The 302-nt window shown below is 40.1% G+C and carries 1 protein-coding gene; it reads right to left on the bottom strand.

The window, feature by feature from the left end; genetic code table 11:
* The coding region (locus tag ITJ86_RS17715) for a hypothetical protein (protein WP_195872887.1) at window positions 1-302 on the bottom strand (302 nt) is incomplete at both ends.

Below are 302 nucleotides of genomic sequence, written 5' to 3'. Positions count from 1 at the left end.
TGCACTGTCGTCGGTAGTATCACCATCGGTTTCCATATTGTCATCACAGATTTCATATACAATTGGATCCATGTTTGGATTTGCCTGTGCTGCTTCTTGAACTTCAATATTAAAACTTTGGGTACTGATAGAACAACCTGTGACGTTATTGGTTATGGTCACAAAGATTTGTTGTGGGTTGCTCGTATTGGTATATGAGCTTACTAGTCCATTCATACCTGCTTCGGCATCGGCCAAGTTATCGTGGTAACTTACTATAAACTGTGTTGGATCTTGACCGTTTAAGACTTCTTCGTCTTTTG

Origin of the sequence: Winogradskyella marina (genome assembly GCF_015645385.1) — a bacterium.
In the GTDB taxonomy this organism is placed as follows: Bacteria; Bacteroidota; Bacteroidia; order Flavobacteriales; family Flavobacteriaceae; genus Winogradskyella; species Winogradskyella marina.
The sequence above is the reverse complement of the archived record's forward strand: the minus strand, read 5'-3'. Positions and strand labels throughout refer to the sequence as shown.